Below are 16,942 nucleotides of genomic sequence, written 5' to 3'. Positions count from 1 at the left end.
CGCAGGGATCATGCAGAGCGCGGTCTCCCGACCGACCGTGAGGAGCATGGGTGGCCACGCGCATGGCATCGACACCGCCGACGCTGGCGGGGTACAGCTATGTGCGTCCGCTCGGATCCGGCGGGTTCGCAGATGTCTTCCTCTACGAACAGGACATGCCGCGACGCGTCGCCGCTGTGAAGGTGCTGCTGGCGGATGCCGTGAACCGCGAGGTTCTCCGCACCTTCAACGTCGAGGCCGACATCTCCGCGCGGCTCAGCGCCCACCCCTCGATCGTCACCATCTATCAGGCGTCCATCTCTGCAGACGGTCGGCCGTACTTCGCGATGGAGTACTGCCCCGACACCATGAGCGCCCGGTACAAGAAGGCGCCGCTGGCGCTCGCCGAGGTGCTCGACACGGGCGTGCGCATGGCAGGCGCCCTCGAGACCGTGCACAGGGCCGGACTCCTGCATCGCGACATCAAGCCGTCCAACGTGCTCATCAACTCCCTCGGCGCCCCCGTGCTGGCCGACTTCGGCATCGCGGCCGCCGTGATCGACGAGGGCGACGGAGAGACCATCGCGATGTCGGTGCCGTGGAGCTCGCCGGAGGTGCTGCAGGAGCGCGTCTCCGGATCCGTCCCGAGCGAGATCTGGAGCCTCGGAGCCACCCTGTACACGCTCCTCGCGGGAAGAAGCCCGTTCGAACGCGCCGACCGAGGCTCCAACTCCCGCGACCAGCTCACCGAGCGCATCATCAAGGCGCGCTATACCGCGGTGCCGATACCCGGCATCCCGCCGATCATCGACGAGATCTTCGCGACCGCGATGCACCGTGATCCGGCCAGACGGTTCGCGAGCATGGCCGACTTCGCGGAACGCCTGCGCTGGGCGCAGTTCGAGCTGGGTCTGCACCCGACGGCCTTCGAGGCGGCGTCCGCTGAATGGGCCGCAGCAGCGCCCGTCAGCTTCTCCGACTCCAGCGCCCGCGGCCCGGTGATCACCACCGTCGCCCCCGACTCGCGACGTGCAGTGCGCGCCGCGAAGCAGCAGGCGATGCCGCGCGACCGCGACGAACTGCCCGCCGCGCGTGCGAAGACCCGCTCGCCCCTCGTCGCCGGCGTGATCGGCGCGTTGATCGGAGCAGCGGTCCTCGGTGGCGTCGGCGTCGGCGTGCTCTACCTGACCGGGGTCCTGTGATGGCCATCGGCGACCGCGCTCGATCGGAGGCGAACCCCCGATCGCGCGGACGCCTGATCGCGGCCATCTCGGGTGTCGCCGCCCTGGCGGTGGTGCTCACGCTCGCCATCACGGCCCAGGGATACCAGTCGCAGGAGGTGCCCCGCCTCGAGTCGTCCGTCTGGGTCATGCGCGACAGCGGCCAGTACGCCCGCGTGAACACCGAGCTCGCCGAGATCGACACCGTGCGCAACGTCGACGATCCCGAGGCCGTCTGGCAGAGCGGCTCGGCGGCCGTCATCTACGCCCAGGGCAACAGGCAGCGGTGGGATCTCGACCCCGCGAATCCCGCCGACCTGCTCTCCGACGCGTCGGATGAAGGCACGCCGATCGCTTCCGAGCCGACGCCGGCGGGCACGCGGGAGATCCTGTCGGCCGGTGCCTATGTGGCGTATCGCACCGACACCGGCCAGGTATCGGTCACCACTCTCGAGGCGGGTGCCGCCACTGCTCTCGTCGACCCGTTCGCGGGCGTCGAGGTCGAGGAGGGCGAGGACCCTCCGACGTACACGGCGGATGCGATCGGGCTGTCGCCCGCGGGCCTGCTGGTGCTCTTCTCCGCAGACGAGGGCGCGATCCGCCGGTTCGACATCGACGAGCACCGCTTCCTCGGCGATCCTGAGTCCGTCTCGCAGGCTCCGGATGCCGCAGAGGGCCTCCTCGTCACGGTCGTGGGCGACCGCTGGGCGATGCTCCAGGCGGGCACCGGCGAGCTGTGGCTGCAGGGGCGCGACGAACCCGTGGAGCTGGACGTCGCTGAGGACGCGCGTCTCCAGGAGGGCGCTGAGTCGGGCGAGAACGTGTCGATCGCCGACTCCGACGGACTCGTGTCGGTCGATCTGGATTCCGGAGAGTCGGAGCGGGTCGCTGACGCGTCGGGCGTGCCGGCGACGCCGGTCGTCGTCGACGGCGAGGTCTATGCCGCCTGGCTCGACACGGGTGCGGGCACTCTGTGGGCAGGTGGCGAGACCGTTCCGCTGCGTGTTCCGGACGAGGCCCTCGACTCTTCGACGATCGAACCGGTCTTCCAGGAGAACGGCGATCGAGCGGTGCTGAGCGAGATCGGTACCGGACTCATCTGGACGGCCCCCGACGGCGTGCTCATCCCGCTCGAGCAGTGGGCGATCGAAGACGACACCGAGCAGCAGGAGGGCACGATCATCGTCGAGGACGTGGCCGAGCAGATGCCGCCCGTCGCCGTCGACGACGCATTCGGTGTCCGTGCGGGCGAGCAGGTGATCCTGCCGGTGCTCCTCAACGACCACGATCCGAACAAGAAGGACGTGCTGTCGATCGATCCCGAATCGGTCTCGGGCGGGCTCGGCGACCCGGCGTTCGGTGACCTGACCCTCGTCGCGAACGGGCAGTCGCTGGTGGTCGACGTCAAGGCGGGCTCGGGGCAGGCGAGCTTCACATATGCGGTCACCGACGGCGCCGCGGTGTCGGCTCCGGCGACCGTGACCCTGACCGTCGTCGATCCGGAAGCGAACTCCGCGCCCGTGTGGTGCGGAGTCGACGCCTGCCAGCAGGAGTGGCCGACGCCCCAGCTCCTTCCGGGCGGCAGCACGGTCGTCTCGGCGTTGTCGGGCTGGGTCGATCCCGAGGGCGATCCGTTCGTGCTCAGCGATGCCTACGAGACCGATTCCTCGTCGCCCGTCATGGTCGTGCCGATGGCCGACGGACGGGTGGCCATCCGCCACACCGACCCGAATGCCGCGGATGCCGTGATCTCGGTCACCGTGGTGGTCGAGGACGTGCACGGTGCGACCGCGGAGAAGACCCTCGATGTGCAGGTCACAGGGAGCCCGGCTCTCGTCGCCTCGCCGGTCGCGCTGACCGCGCGTGTCGGGGAGCTCCAATCGGTGCGCATCTCAGATCATCTGTCCGGCGGCTCCGGTTCGTATCGTCTCGTCGACGCTGTGCAGACTGCGGCGACCGCGCAGGGACTCGAGGTCAACCCGAACGCGGCATCCGGCACCGTCGAGATGACGGTGGCCGAACCGGGGCAGTACGTCGTCACCTACACGGCTCAGGACGTCACCACCCAGGCCGAGCAGTCGGCCGTCATCCGCATCACCGCGGTCGACGGATCCGCGGGCCTCGCGATGGCACCGCTGACCGCGTTCGTCCGCGAGGGCGAGGACACGACGGTCGACGTCATCCGCGCCGTGCAGAACACCAGTGGTCGGGTGCTGATGCTGGCCGATGCGGTGAGCTCGACGCCGCAGCTCGGCGTGCGTGTGGTCGGCAACGAGAGCATCCGGGTGAACGGCACCACGGAGGACGGCGAGCCCGGGGTCATCGGCAAGGCCACCGTGACGATCGCCGACGGCACCGGTGCCGCAGTGCAGGGAACCGTCACGGTCTTCCTCACGCCGCCGTCGACGGTGACGCGTCCGATCGTCTTCCCCGACGCGATCACCGTGCGCGCAGGTTCGCTCACGCGCATCGCTGTCACGGCCAACGACGTGGCGCCGCGAGGGGAGCCCCTGGTCGTTCTCCCCGAGGTGACCGGCTCGGGCGAATCGGGTGAGCTCGTCTTCGCCGACCGCAACGCGCTGCGCTATCTCGCACCCACGACGCCCGGCACCTACCGTCTGTCGTACTCGGTGTCACTCGAGCGCAACCCCGCCCTCGCCGACAACGGTGTCGTGACGGTCACGGTCGTGCCTCCGGGCACCAACCGTGCCCCGACGCCGTCGACCCTGACCGGCCGAGTCCTCAGCGGTCAGACCGTGTCGCTGCCCGTGCCTTCGACCGGCATGGACAGCGATGGCGATCGAGTCGTGCTCGCGGGCGTCGACCAGCCCCAGAAGGGTGCGGGCACGGCGACGATCTCGGCCGACGGCGACGCGATCGTCTACCGGGCGCCCGCGGGCGGTGTCGACGGCGGTCAGGTCAGCTTCGGATACACGGTGCGCGACCCGCAGGGCGAGCAGGGGACGGGCACCGTCCGCGTCGGCGTGCTCGACGCGGACATCGATGACGCGGCGCCCGTGACCTTCAGCGATTACGTGCGCGTCGAGGCCGGATCGACGACACCGATCGTCCTCGACCCGCGTCTCAACGACCTCGATCCGGCGCAGAGCGAGCTCGAGATCACCGAACTCATCCCGAACGCGCCACCGGTCAAGGGGAATCCGCTCTACGACCGCCTGAACGCGCTGATCGATCCCGACACCTCTCTCGAAGACGGCCGTGTCGTGCTGCGCGCGGGGGACACCGCCGGCACGAACTCCTACTTCTATACGGTCAGGTCCACTCGCACATCCAGCACGTCGCAGGGTCTCATCGTCGTGACCGTGACCGACGGTGCGGTCGCCGACCAGCCGAGCGTCGCCGACACGGTGCTCACTGCGCGCGATCGGGAGGAGCTCCCGGATCGCGGCATCGACGTCGTGACCGATCGTGTCAGCTGGCCCTCGGGTGACGCCTCCTCCCTCACCTTGAGCCTGTGGGGCGACCAGCCCGGGTTCACTGTTCGGGGGAACCGCATCGTGGGCGCGGCCCCCGAAGACGGTGCGCTCGTTCCGTTCCAGCTGAAGGGCGAGGGATCGGGCGGCAGAGCGGTGGTCGCCTACGGGTTCCTGCGCATACCCGCCTTCGACGACATGCAGGTCCAGCTCAAGCCCGCCTCGACTCCTGTCGTGGTCGACGAGGACGCCTCGGTCTCGTTCGATGCGGCGGACTACGTCGACCTGACCTCCTCAGATGCCCTCGAAGTGGGATCCGGGCAGTTCACCGCGCAGCGGGCGGCCGCATCGTGCTCCGCCGAGGGTGCAGGCAGCGCGACGTATCGCGCCGGCCGTGAAGCGCCATGGTCGGACACCTGCCTGGTCCAGGTGCGGTTGCAGGGGCAGGAGCGCTGGTCGTTCATCGACGTGCCGATCAGCATCCGTCCTGCCGAGCCGCAGCTGCTGCTGTCGTCGATCTCGCACACGATCGCCCCCGGAACCACCGAGACGGTCGACATGTACGCGAACATGGCCGCGTGGGAGGGCGGACGTGAGGGTGACGCGGGATCCCTCGAGTACCGGATCGTCTATTCGGGCTCGGCCTTCATCGTCACCCGAAACGGGCCTCAGCTGACCATCGAGGCACGCGCAGACGCGCGACCCGGCAACGCCGAGAACGTCAGCGTCACGGTGCCCCAGTACGGCGAGCCGTCGGCATCCGTCCGTCTCGTCGTCGGAGCCGCGCCGCCGGATGCGCCGCGCGGCGCGACCTTCACGAAGCAGTGCATCGTGACGAACCCCAGCTGCACCATCGACGTCGTCGACGTCGCCGGGGAGTACGACCCGTTCGCCGGGAAGCCCGGATCGGGCCTCCGACTGATGTCCCTCGGCGGGGGCACACGATGCGATGTCGCGTCGATCTCGACTTCGGGAAGCAAGGCGATCACGGCGAGCTGGCCCGGCGGAGGGCAGGCGCCGGGTGGACAGTGCATCATCCCCTTCGTCGTGCAGGATGCGCAGGGGCGCACCGGCACCGGAACTCTGACCCTCGATCTGCAGGGCTTCCCGCAGGCACCCGCCAGCGTCACGACGGTCGGATTCACCCGCTCGACCGTGGTGCTCGACGTGCCCCTCGGTGAGGCCGGTCGCGCGCACCCCGGCGTCACGGGGGTCGAGATCCTGCAGGACGGAGCGCCGGCGAACGCGTCGTGCAGCCCGGCGGCAGGTGCCTACCGGTGCACGGTGAACGGACTCGTCAACGGAGCGCCGCACGTCTTCACCGCGGCGGCCGTCAACTCGGTCGGCACATCGGCGGCGACGTCACCGCACACCAGCTGGGCGTATGCCGCCCCTGTGGTGTCGAAGGCGAACGCCACACCCGTCTATCGCCCCGGCAGCACGGAGCGCGGGCGCGGCATCGTCGCTCTCGCGGTCGATGCGTCGGACGACTCCCTCGCGTTCCGCATCGAGGAGACCGGGCAGGTCATCAACCGCACCGGCGCGACGACGACGGCCGACATCGCGCTGGCGCCGGGCCCGCAGAACATCACGATCGTCCCGATCAGCCAGTTCCAGCCGCCGACGGGCGATGGTGGAAACGAGGGCGGAGCCTTCCGCACGTCCGTCACCGCTGCGGGAACCGTCTACTTCGACCCCTCGGGAGCACGCGCGACCGCGACGTCGAACACCTCGATCGACGTCTCGGGAGTGGCAGCGCAGCCGAACGGCAGCGCCCTCGGCATCGACGTCGTGTACCTCGCCTGGCGATCGGGCAATGCGAGCTGCACCGCTGACGGCGACGGTCGTCTGCAGGTCTCGGGTGCGGAGGCGCAGTCGTCGTCACCCACCCTCACCAAGCTCGCCGAGTACTCGACCTACAACGTGAAGGCGTGCGCATCGAACGGCTTCGGCGTCGCCGAGTCGGCGACCACCCAGGTCTTCACGTTCACCTTCGTGGAAGGCCCGAAGGGCAACACGAGCTACACGATCGCCACCCAGCCGTCGGTCCAGGACAACCGCTATTCCTACCGGCTCGAGTCGGCGCCCGACATCGCCGTGCGAGACGGCTTCGTTCCGCAGTACTACATGTACGGGTCCTGGCGGTCGGACTTCCAGCTGAGCACCGACTCATCACCGTTGCCGGTCGGGGCGCGCTCCTGCCACGCGGTGCTGCGGGAGTACTGCTCCGATTCGGTCGAGATCTCGCCCCGGACGGCGCCGACGACGGTGGCGGTCGAGTTCCGCGAGTGTGTGCCCGCCAACCCGGATGACGCGTTCGTCGTCAGCCCTGCCGCCCGCGGTTCGTACTCCCTCGCCGTGACTCCGAGGATCGTCGACGGCATCTCCATGGTCGACATGAAGATCACGTGGACGGGCGCTTTCAGTTCGCTCAAGCCGATCACGCACCGCGTGACGCTGTGCACGCAACCGGAGCCGGAGCCGGAGGATCCGAAGGACTCCGACAAGCCTGCCGACCCCGCCGATCCTGCCGGATGAACCCGCCGCGATGACGACTCCCCCTCCCCACCGCCCTGCACAGCGCAGGTGCCAGAGACGAATACGGTTGCCCTATGCCTGCTCCCTCCGCTGCTCCCGTGACCATCGCCGCCGAACAGGCCGCCTGGTTCGCCGAGACGTTCTCGATCCTCACCGCCAACGTCGAACAGGCGATCCTCGGCAAGCGGCACGTGATCGAGCTCGTGCTCGCCGCCGCGGTCAGCGGCGGCCACGTGCTGCTCGAGGACTTCCCCGGCACAGGCAAGACGGCTCTCGCGCGGGCGATCGCGCAGACCGTGACGGGAACGAGCACCCGGATCCAGTTCACGCCCGACCTGCTCCCGGGCGATGTCACGGGCATCACCGTCTACGACCAGAAGGAGGGCGCCTTCGAGTTCCACGCCGGTCCCGTCTTCGCGAACATCGTGCTCGCCGACGAGATCAACCGGGCGAGCCCGAAGACGCAGTCGGCGCTGCTGGAGGTCATGGAAGAGGGCACGGTCACGGTCGACGGCGTCACACGGCCGGTCGGATCGCCGTTCCTCGTGATGGCGACGCAGAACCCGATCGAGCAGGGCGGCACCTACCGTCTGCCCGAGGCGCAGCTCGACCGCTTCATGATCAAGACGTCGATCGGATACCCCGACGAAGCCGCGACCATGCGCATCCTCCAGGGAGCAGCCCAGCCGAAGCACGTGCTCGACGGCATCGTCGGCGTCGACACCATCCTCACGATGGCCGAGATGACCCGCGGCGTGTACGTGAACCCGCTGGTCTCCGACTACATCATGCGCATCGTCGATGCGACGCGTCGAGCGTCCGAGGTCCGCCTCGGTGCCAGTGTGCGAGGAGCCCTCGCCCTGTCACGTCTCGTGATGACGTGGGCTGCCAAGAACGGTCGCACCTTCGTCACCCCCGACGACGTCCGAGAGCTCGCCGTCGTCGCCCTCGCGCACCGCCTGGTGCTCGAGCCGGAGGCCGAGTTCGACGGCGTCACCGCGGTCGCCGTGGTGGGGCAGATCCTGCTCGACGTCGAGCCGCCGCGCGAGAACGGCACTGCGTGAGCTTCAGCACCGAGTCCCGTCTGACGCGCACCACGGCGGGCACCAGCACGTCGACGCGCACGTCGACGGTCACGCGCTACGACCGCACGCGCCGCGGCCCCGTCCGCGGCGCCGTCTTCGGCGTGCGTCGGGCCGCTCGCAGCACGGAGCGCGCAACCCGAGCGGCTGTCGCGTGGGTGCGTGAGACGGTCACATCCGCCGGGATGCTGGTCGTCGCGGCGCTGGTCCTGTGCCTCACCGCCGGGCTGCTGTTCGGCTGGGTCGAGGCGTGGGCGGTGGCGGCGATCGCGCTCGTGCTGCTGATCGCCTGCATCCCCTTCATCCTCGGCACCCACGACTATCGCATCGAGCTGACCCTCGACCGCGACCGCGTGGTCGCCGGTGCCGAGATCGGTGCGACGCTCGACGTGCGCAACAACAGCGAGCGTCTGTCGCTGCCCGGCATCGTCGACGTTCCCGTGGGGGAGGGGCTCGTCGAAGCGCACGTCCCCCTGTTGCGCCCCGCCGCCCACCATCGCGAGCAGCTGACGATCGCCGCGCACCGCCGCGGTGTCATCGACGTCGGCCCCATGACCATCACCCGCGGTGATCCGATCGGCATCCTCCGCCGTGAGCTGCGCTGGCCCGATGTCCAGCGCATCCACGTGCATCCGGTCACGGTGCGCCTGCCCAGCACCAGCGCCGGTCTCATCCGCGATCTCGAGGGCACGCCGAGTTCGACCCTCGTCGATGCCGACCTCTCGTTCCACGCGGTGCGCGAGTACGTCGTGGGCGATTCGCAGCGGCACGTGCACTGGAAGTCGACCGCCAAGACCGGCAAGCTCATGGTGCGTCAGTACGAGGAGTCGCGGCACGCTCGCATCGCCATCATCCTCGACCTCGACAGCGAGTCGTACGAGAGCGACGACGAGTTCGAGAACACGGTCAGCGCCGCCGCATCCCTCGCCCTGCAGGGTGTGCGCGACGGTCGTGACGTGCTCTTCTCGGTGAGCAACGAGATCCCCGAGCACAGCCGCGCCGAGTTGCTGTCGATACGCACTCTTCCCACGGTGACTCCCAAGGCCCTCCTCGATGCCACCTCGACCATCGATCCGGCCGACCGCGTGATGCGGCTCGAGGCGGTCGCCGCGCTCACCGCCCAGTCCTACCCCGACCTGTCGATCGGATTCCTGATGACGGGCTCGCGCATGCCGCTCGAGCGGCTGCGCCACGCCGCCATCACTCTGCCGGCGGCGGTCGAGGCGGTCGCGGTGCGCAGCGAACTCGGCGAGCAGCCCACCCTGCGCACGGCGCGCGAACTGGCCGTGATGACGCTGGGCGCACTCGGCGACCTTCCGCAGATGCTCGCCCGCGGAGCACTGCGATGAGCGCCGCGGGTCCGCGGCGCGGCGTCGCGAGGTCGCGCCGGACGTTCGCGCTCTCGGCTCTGACCCTCTGGTCTCTCGGATATGTGCTGGTCGGCATCGGTCTCGCCACGGCGGCTGCATGGCCGGTGTACGAGTCCCCCCGGGCGCTGGCGGTCGGCCTGATCGGCGGCCTGCTGGGCATGGTCGTCGCCGTGCTGACCCGGCTGCTGCGGTGGGGGCTGCTGATCGGTGCGCTCGCGGTGACCGGCGTCTATCTGGTCGTCTCGGTTCCGCTCGCCATCCCCTCGGCGCTCCCGTCGCTTCCCGCGTTCCTGGGCGGAATCCGCGACGCGGTGCTGGGGGTGGTGCTCGGCTGGAAGCAGATGCTGACGCTGAACCCGCCCCTCGGTGAGTACCAGGCGGTGCTCATCCCGCTCCTCGTGGTCATGCTGTTCGGTTCCTTCATCGCCACTCTGCTCGTGCTCGAAGGCGGACGTCGGGCGACCATAGCGGTTCCCGTCGTGACCGCGATGAGCGTCTTCGGCATCGCCTTCGGTGTGAGCGGCACGACGGCTCCGGTCTCGGTGCTCGGCGTCGCGCTTCCCGCTCCTCGGGAATGGCTGATCGGCGTCGCGCTCTTCGTGGTCTCTCTCGTCTGGTTGGTCGGACGCTCGCGGCTTCAGCGGGCACAGGCGCTGCGCACCGTCGCGGCGGCGAACATCTCGCGCCGGGCGACCCCGGTGTGGCTCACGATCCGTCGGCATCTCCTGTCGGCCGGTCTCGCGGTGATCGCCCTCGTCGCCGGTTTCGCGGTGGCTCCCGCCGCGGCAGGGTGGAGCGACCGCTCCGTTCTGCGCGACGAGGTCGAGCCGATGATCGTCGTGCAGCAGCAGGCGAGCCCCCTCAGCGCCTACCGGTCGTGGTTCGCCGGCAGCACTCTCGATGACACGGTCGTGCAGGTGGAGGGCGATTCTGGAGCGCTGGAGCGCCTCCGGCTCGTCACCCTCGACTCGTACGACGGCGAGGACTTCCACATCGCGCCGGACGACCGGTTCAGCCGGCTGCCCCGCAGTGCGATGCCCGGCGAGGGCCGCGTGTCGCTCGGGATCACGATCGGCGACGCCTACCGGGGCATCTGGGTCCCCTCGCCGGCCGGTCTCGCCGAGGCGCCGGACTTCTCGGGTGCGCGCGCCGAAGCGCTCGCCGACGGGTTCCACGTCAACTCGGGCGGCGACACGGCGATCACCGTGGCAGAGGCACCCGGCGGGGGAGAAGGGCTCGTTCCGGGCGATCGCTACAGAGTGCTCGTGGACGCCCCGGCGAGCCCCGGCGATATCACCGCCGTGCAGGGCGGTGCCTCGAACCTCGACACCGACCTGTATCCCGCGCTCACCGAGTGGGCCGAGATGCAGGAGCAGCCCCGCACCGGGGCCGGGTATCTCGAGATCATCGACCGCCTGCGCTCCCGCGGTTACCTCAGCCACGCGCTGATCGACGATGAGGCGGCGGCGGGATGGATCGCCTCGTTGAAGGAGTCCGAGGGGTACGCTTTCGCACCCAGCTATGCGGGACACTCCGCGGCCCGCATCGAGGAGCTGTTCACCGACCTGCTCGAACAGGAGCGCAGGGCAGGCTCGGATGCCGCGCCGGAGCTGCTCGTGTCGGCGGTCGGCGACGATGAGCAGTTCTCAGTGGCAGCGGCGCTTCTCGCCGAGCACTGGGGGCTCGAGTCCCGAGTCGTGATCGGTGCGCGCCTTGCGGCCGCAGAAGAGGTGCCCGGCATTCCCGCCTGCACGGAGACCTGCACGGGCGCGAACATGAGCGCCTGGGTCGAGGTGAGAGGATCGGGCGGCGAGTGGATGCCGGTCGACACCACACCGCAGTACGCGATGCTTCCGAGTTCCATCACCGAGGGCGAGCAGCTGCCCGAGCATCCCACGGTGCCCGAGCAGCCCCGGTCGGAGGCGTTGGATCCGCCTCAGGCGCAGAGCGATTCCAACAATGACGCGCCTCCGCTCGAGTCGCCGCAGTCAGAGGTGCTCGCCGTCCTGCTGCCGATCCTCCGCGCTGTGGGGCTCGGCATGCTCGCGCTGGCATTGATCGCGCTGCCCTTCCTCGTGCTGCTGCTGGCCAAACGGCAGCGAGCCAGGGCCCGCCGAACCGCCGAAGATCCCGAGGTGCGTCTCGCCGGGGCGTGGGAGGAGCTGGTCGACGTGTACGCCGACCACGATGTGCCGATGGATGCCGAAGGCACCCGCATCCAGCGCGCGCTCTCGACCGACCGAGAGGCAGCGGACCGCCTGGCAGAGATCGTCGATCGCGCCGTGTTCGCCGAGCATCCTCCGACGGACGAGGATGCGCGCGCCGCCTGGGAGATCGTCGACGCCGAGCGGACGGAGCTCGCAGCGGCAGGCAGATGGTGGCATCGCATCGTCATGCGCGTGCGACCGACGTCGTTCGTCGGTCGCATACGGGGCGCGAACGGTCGTGGATTCACGGCCGCCGTGCCTGTGCTCGCTACGCTCGGATTGACCTGGTCGCCCGGCGACCGGAAGAAGGGGAACTCATGATCGCGCCCGTGGATACCGGCTACGTCACGATGCTCGCCATCGTCGGCGGCGTCGGCGTGCTCATCGGCCTCGCCGTCTACGTCTGGTACGCGCTGGCGCTGTCGCGCCTCTTCCCGCGCATCGACGGAGAGGGGTGGAAGGGCTGGGTCCCCATCCTCAACGAGGCGGAGATCCTGGCGCGCGGCGGAGTGCCGGCGTGGTCGGTGGTGTTCTACTTCATCCCGATCGTGCAGCTGTACGGCATCTACCTCAAGGTCGTCGCGACCCACCGCATCAATCGGAGGTTCGGTCGCGGTGCGGGAATGACGGTGCTCGCGATCCTTCTGCCCCCGGTCTGGGCGACGGTTCTCGCCTGGGGGGCGCCGCCGTACCCCGAGGGCGAACGGCTGGCCGCTCTGCAGCCCGGCCCGCGCCGAAGCTCGCAGCCCACGGCCACCCCGGCGAGGGACGCATCGGGGTACACGATCCCGTCGCTGGCTCCGCATACCCAGAGCCAGCCTGACGCCCCCGCGCCCGTGTTCCCCGACTACGCCGCACCGAGCCGTCCGACCGCGCAGCCCGACCGGACTGCGACCGCAGCCGCGGCGAGCGGTGGTCCCGCGGGTTCAGGGTGGGGCGCGCCTCCCGTCCCGGGCGCCCCGCCGGTTCCCGTCGCCGGACAGCCCGCTGTGCAGGGTGCGCCGGCGGCATCATTCGCTCCGCCGCAGCCGCCCACCTCGTCCTTCGCGCAGCAGCCTCCTGCGCCTCAGCCTCCTGCGCCTCAGCCTCCTGCGCCTCAGCCTCCTGCTCCTCAGCCTCCTGCGCCTCAGCCTCCTGCTCCTCAGCCTCCTGCTCCTCAGCCTGCGGCTCCTCAGGCGCCGGCTTTGCAGCCTCCTGCGCCGCCCGCGCCGGTGCGCGCACCTGAGCCCCCTGCAGTGGAGCAGCCACCCGCCGTGAACCCGCCGGCTCCGACCGAGGCGCACCCGACCACCGGCATCATGGCCGCAATGGGTGGCGCGCCTGTGGCTCCGGCGGCGCCGCAGCCACCCGCGCCGCCGGTACCGGTATCCGACGACGTCGTGCCTCAGCAACCGGCACAGACACCGGCGCCGAGACCGGCGGCGGCCCCGGCATCCGCTCCCGTGCCCGAGTTCGAGCGGCCGGCGGAGAACCGGCCTGCCGCGGCTCCCGCCGAAGAGGCGCAGCGGATGGTGCGGCCCGCTCCGCCCTCGTTCCGAGATGGTGGCCTCTCGGATGAACAGCCGCAGGCGCCGGTGATCCGTCCTGTCCCGTCGTCCCCCGCGGCTGCGGGGACCACCGCGGATGTGCCTGCGGCCGCCGTGGTGCCCCCGGCCGATGCAGCGCCCGCACCCGCGGTCGAGGAACCCGTGCCGGCGCCCCTCGCGATGCCGTTCGGAGGCCTCGCGGCCGACGTCGACAAGACGGTCGTCACACCGCGTCCGACGCACGATGTCGACGAGGACCTCGACGCCACCGTCGTCGTCGCCCGCAAGCGCGGAGTCCGCCGATCGCTCGTGCTCGATGACGGACGGAAGTTCTCGCTGTCCGGCGCCAGCGTCGTGATCGGCCGCAATCCGATCGGCGAGCCGGGCGAGCAGCGACTCGCCATCTCCGATACGACCCGCACGCTGTCGAAGACGCACGCTCGTCTCGTCGTGCACGACGACGAGTGGCGTCTCACCGATCTGCACGCCACGAACGGCGTCGTCGTGGTCGAGGAGAACGGCACCGAGACCCTGCTCGATCCCGGAGAGAGCGTCACCGGCAACGGCCGCTTCATCCTCGGTGAAGTGGGGATGCATGTGATCGCGGAGCGCGATTCATGACGCTCTCCTCGGTCGTCCTCAGCGTCGCGTCACTCACCGACACCGGTCTCACGCGCTCGGCGAATGAGGACTCGGTGCTGGTGGCGTCTCCGGTCTTCCTCGTCGCGGACGGCATGGGCGGGCATGAGGCGGGGGATCGTGCGAGCGCTGCGGTGGTGGAGGCGTTCGAGCCGCTTCGCGGGGCGACGGTCGACGTCGCCGACATCGGACAGGCATTGAGTCGCGCTTCGGCTGTGGTCGATGACATCTCCGCCGAGCACAAGCGCGGGGCAGGAAGCACCGTGACCGGTGTCGCTCTCGTCGATCACGACGGCGTGCCGCACTGGCTCGTCTTCAATGTCGGCGACTCCCGTGTCTACCGGCACCACGGCAACGAGCTGACACAGCTGACGATCGATCATTCGCTGGGGCAGGAACTGGTGGATGCCGGTGAGCTCCGCGCCGAGGATCTCTCGACGTTCTCGCAGCGCAACGTCATCACGAGGGCGATCGGTGCTCCCGACAGCACCGCGGACAGCTGGCTGCTGCCCGTGGTCGACGGCGAGCGACTGCTGATCTGCTCCGACGGCCTGAGCGGCGAGGTGAGCGACGAGGCGATCCGAGCGACCCTGACGATGAACGGGCGGCCGGAGACCGCGGCAGCGGCTCTCGTGAGCCGGGCGCTCAAAGCGGGTGGTCGCGACAACGTGTCGGTCGTCGTGATCGACGTGATCTCGGGAGGCGCGAACGGGCACTCGGACGACCTCACTGCGGGCCGCGATGCCGCATCCGCCTCGCTGACCGATTCGATGCTCGAGGGCACGACGATCCCGGTTCGAGCCAGATGACGGACGACGAGACCGAGGTCGAAGAGACCGTCATGCTGACCAGACGCGATCGGCGCCGGGGGAGACCGGTCGCCGAGTCCGGCGAAGTCGCCGAGTCTGCTGAGCCCGTCGAGCCTGCCGAGTCCGCTGAGCCTGCCGAGCCCGCTGAGCCCGTCGAGCCTGCCGAGCCCGCCGAAGTCGCCGAACCCGCTGAGCCAGCGGATGACGTGGACGAGGCGACGGTCGTCGTCGACCGGAGACCCGCGGAGGCTGAGGAGCCAGGTGCCGATCGGGAGGACGACCCTGTCGACGAGTCGACGGTGCTCGTCTCCCGGACGCCGCGTCGTGTGCGACGCAAGAGATCGGAACAGCCCGCCGACAGCGACGACTCTGCCGACCGCGCAGAGGCTGACGTGCCCGCCTCGTTCGAGGCGCCGACGGATGCGCCGGCACCGGAGATCTACCGGCCGCGTCCGGCCCCGCTCGGCCCTTCTGCCCCGCCCGTCGTGATCGGCGCCGCGGCGCCCACGCGCACGGTGGACCCGGATCTCCCGTCGGTCGCGAAGCAGGGACTGCGCTGGAGCCGGGCGGCCCTCATCACGTTCGCAGCAGCCTGCGTCGTCTCGGTCGCGGGTCTGGTGGGTCTGGGCTTCTTCGTCTTCGGGTGACGCCCTCACCCTGACGGAGCCGTGCTCAGCGTCCGCGCACTCCCACCGGCCGTCGGGCCGCCTGGGTGCCCTGAAGCGGCCGCGCCGTGTCGCTGCGGACCATCGCGCCGCGCGTCTCAGTGAAACGTGCTCGGGTCACCCGATGCCGGACCGGGGATGTTGAGCAGTCCGCCTTCGCGTTCGACCTCGACCGGATCCACGACCGGCTGCTCTCTGCGGCGACGCAGCACGATGAGGATGCCGAGCACACCGAGCAGAGTCGCTCCGCCGATCGCGGTGAACAGCGCGGCCTCCCGTGTGAGCAGGAACGGCGACGCTCCATGGTCGGGGTCGGCGGTGGCTGCGGGCGGTCGCACGGCGCTCTCCGAGGTGTCGAAGTATGGGCTCACGGGCCCGCGCGTCGTCTCATCCGGGAGCAGCTCGATGGCGGCGAGCGGCTGGATGAAGCCCCAGCCGTCGATGTCGTCCCGATTGTCGGCGTCGGTTCGCAGCGCGGTGGCGGTGAGCCGATACGCCCAGCCGGCGGGCGGATCGTCGGGGTGCGCTTGCGCCACCAGTGCGGCAGCCGCGCTCGCGTATCCGGTCGCGAAGCTCGAGGCAGGGGCATCGGCGGCGAAGACGCAGTCGCCCCCGCCCACCGCTGCGCTCAGCACCGTGCTTCCGGGGGCTGTCACGCCGACCTGGGGTCCGTGGATCGAGTCATCGGTCGCGCGCCCGGTGGCGTCGGCCGCGCTGACCCCGAGAACCTGCTCATAGGCCGCGGGGTAGCGAGCGCCGTCTTCCGCGTCCGGATCTGACGCCCGGTTCCCGGCGCTCGCCACGACCAGGGCGCCGACGGCGGACGCGTGTTCGACCGCCGCCCGGAGATCGGGGGAGTCGGCTGTCTGCGAGATCGAGACGTTGATGATGTCCGCGCCGTTGTCGGCCGCCCAGTGGATGCCGTCCGCGATGCGCTGCGAGGTGGGCCCGTACCCCTTGTCCTTGTCCTGCTGCTGCTCGCTGCGGAACACTCGCACGGAGAGCAGCCGGGCGTCGGGCGCGAGTCCGACGACGCCGGAGTCCGCGACCGGCTGTGCGGCGATCTGCCCGGCGATCGCCGTGCCATGCCCGGTCGTGTCGGTCAGACCGTCAGCCCGCTCGCCGTCTCCGACGAGATCGACACCGCCGATCACGGCTCCGGCGAGATGCGGATTGCCGGCATCGATGCCCGAGTCGACGACGGCGACGACGACCCCTCGGCCCGTGGCGACGCGGTGGGCCTCGTCAGCACCGAGCAGTGCGAGGGCGGGTGGGACCTCGGGCGTGAACACCACGTTGCCGGGTGTGCAGGCATCGCCGGACGTCGCCATCGATGCGATCGACGTCGGGACGGCAGGCGATGCCAGAGCGGATGCCGGTGCGCCCAGCAGCGTGGCGCCGAGGATGACGGCCGTGAGAGCGGCTGTGCGGCCGCGCATCAGTCGGTCCCCGAGCCGGGCGACTCTCTCGCAG

9 protein-coding genes are annotated in these 16,942 nt (G+C 70.3%); 8 read left to right on the top strand and 1 reads right to left on the bottom strand.

Features of this window, described 5'->3' with window-relative positions; genetic code table 11:
• The first annotated feature begins 50 nt into the window (after positions 1–50).
• From ACZZZQ_RS04810 to ACZZZQ_RS04775, 8 genes are all read left to right on the top strand, one after another.
• The gene (locus ACZZZQ_RS04810; RefSeq protein WP_230100873.1) at positions 51–1,181 is read left to right on the top strand and encodes a serine/threonine-protein kinase; all 1,131 of its coding nucleotides are present in this window, start codon (positions 51–53) and stop codon (positions 1,179–1,181) included.
• The gene (locus ACZZZQ_RS04805) at positions 1,181–7,171 is read left to right on the top strand and encodes an Ig-like domain-containing protein (RefSeq protein ID WP_463507019.1); all 5,991 of its coding nucleotides are present in this window, start codon (positions 1,181–1,183) and stop codon (positions 7,169–7,171) included. Before ACZZZQ_RS04810 ends, ACZZZQ_RS04805 begins: the two co-directional genes overlap by 1 nt.
• Positions 7,172–7,269: 98 nt before the next feature.
• Complete coding sequence (locus ACZZZQ_RS04800; protein WP_053099368.1) at positions 7,270–8,235, top strand: AAA family ATPase; 966 nt, start codon at positions 7,270–7,272, stop codon at positions 8,233–8,235.
• Complete coding sequence (locus ACZZZQ_RS04795; protein WP_463507018.1) at positions 8,232–9,602, top strand: DUF58 domain-containing protein; 1,371 nt, start codon at positions 8,232–8,234, stop codon at positions 9,600–9,602. Before ACZZZQ_RS04800 ends, ACZZZQ_RS04795 begins: the two co-directional genes overlap by 4 nt.
• On the top strand, positions 9,599–12,151 hold the full coding sequence (locus tag ACZZZQ_RS04790) for a transglutaminase domain-containing protein (protein WP_463507017.1): 2,553 nt from the start codon (positions 9,599–9,601) through the stop codon (positions 12,149–12,151). Before ACZZZQ_RS04795 ends, ACZZZQ_RS04790 begins: the two co-directional genes overlap by 4 nt.
• Entirely contained in the window at positions 12,148–13,977 is a 1,830-nt protein-coding gene (locus ACZZZQ_RS04785; RefSeq protein WP_463507016.1) for a DUF5684 domain-containing protein, read from the top strand. The genes ACZZZQ_RS04790 and ACZZZQ_RS04785 overlap by 4 nt, the downstream gene beginning before the upstream one ends.
• Positions 13,974–14,804 carry a PP2C family protein-serine/threonine phosphatase gene (locus ACZZZQ_RS04780; protein WP_056276631.1) on the top strand — a complete coding sequence of 277 codons (831 nt, stop codon included), beginning with the start codon at positions 13,974–13,976 and terminating at the stop codon, positions 14,802–14,804. Before ACZZZQ_RS04785 ends, ACZZZQ_RS04780 begins: the two co-directional genes overlap by 4 nt.
• Positions 14,801–15,451 (top strand): hypothetical protein, encoded by a 651-nt coding sequence (locus ACZZZQ_RS04775; protein WP_463507015.1) that lies wholly within the window; start codon positions 14,801–14,803, stop codon positions 15,449–15,451. The genes ACZZZQ_RS04780 and ACZZZQ_RS04775 overlap by 4 nt, the downstream gene beginning before the upstream one ends.
• Positions 15,452–15,567: 116 nt before the next feature.
• Here the strand turns inward: ACZZZQ_RS04775 and ACZZZQ_RS04770 are convergent, their stop codons facing one another.
• The gene (locus ACZZZQ_RS04770; RefSeq protein ID WP_463507014.1) at positions 15,568–16,908 is read right to left on the bottom strand and encodes a S8 family serine peptidase; all 1,341 of its coding nucleotides are present in this window, start codon (positions 16,906–16,908) and stop codon (positions 15,568–15,570) included.
• Between the last annotated feature and the right edge of the window lie 34 nt (positions 16,909–16,942).

Source organism: Microbacterium sp. AC132, assembly GCF_979258525.1.
Note: the sequence above shows the minus strand (reverse complement) of the source record. Positions and strands in the feature narration are given on the sequence as shown.